Source organism: Lentilactobacillus hilgardii DSM 20176 = ATCC 8290 (assembly GCF_000159315.1).
Classification (GTDB): domain Bacteria; phylum Bacillota; class Bacilli; order Lactobacillales; family Lactobacillaceae; genus Lentilactobacillus; species Lentilactobacillus hilgardii.
The window spans coordinates 1-881 of the sequence record NZ_GG670016.1; the positions used below are offsets into that span (position 1 = coordinate 1).

Annotated in this window: 1 protein-coding gene; it reads right to left on the reverse strand. The window is 43.6% G+C overall.

Annotation, left to right across the window (positions count from 1 at the left end; translation table 11 throughout):
* Positions 1-9 precede the first annotated feature (9 nt).
* A partial coding sequence (locus HMPREF0519_RS12680) for an IS30 family transposase (protein WP_003636922.1) occupies positions 10-881 on the reverse strand: 872 nt, incomplete at its 5' end.

Sequence of the window (881 nt, forward strand, 5' to 3'; positions counted from 1 at the left end):
CTTGAATTGTCAAATTAAGTGCAACACTACATTAAAGAATATTTCATAAGGCGTTTTCCATCCGAGACATTTACGGGGACGATTATTCATTTGTTCTGCATATGCTTGTATCCGGCGGTCAGTAATTGAATCAAGGTCAGTTCCTTTTGGCAAATATTCGCGAAGCAAGCCGTTAGTATTTTCGTTAGTTCCTCGTTGCCAAGGAGAGTGAGGATCGGGAAAGTAGAAGGGCGTACCAAACTTATCAGTTAAACATTGAACTTTGGCAAACTCTTTACCCCTATCCGGGGTAATCGTTAACGATCTACCAGGCCATAGCTTCATTAAGTCGCTCAAAGTATCCGTGACTGCTTCTGAAGTTCTTTTAGCAGCTTTACCAATAAGCAGGTAACGAGATTTTCGGTCAACCAATGTAACGACACAAGCCTTTCCGCTTTTGCCTAACACGGTATCACCTTCCCAGTGACCAATTTCTACACGGTTGTCAGCTTCTCGCGGACGATCATGAATCTTGTTGGGGATTGGAATCTTGCCTCGCTTTTCTTGATAAGCTTTATTGTGGCGAGACTTGCCGTGATGCCTTAGATGGCGCACGGCACTAGAGCTGCCAGATTTAAATAAATTATCAAATAAGCCATTGAAAATCCCACGGTAAATAGTCGTGGTACTGATCTGCACCGGATACTTTTCGACTGCCAAGCGATTCGATATTTCTTCCGGAGACCAAAGGTCTTCGCAGAAGTGTTCTCTCACCACTTCAAACACCTGAGGATTACTCAAAAGAGAGACTCTGCCACAATTGCCTTTGCGCTGTTTGTACTTCTCCTGAGCCTTCGAAGGTGAATAGGATTTACCAGTAGAATTACGGCTTAATTCTCGAG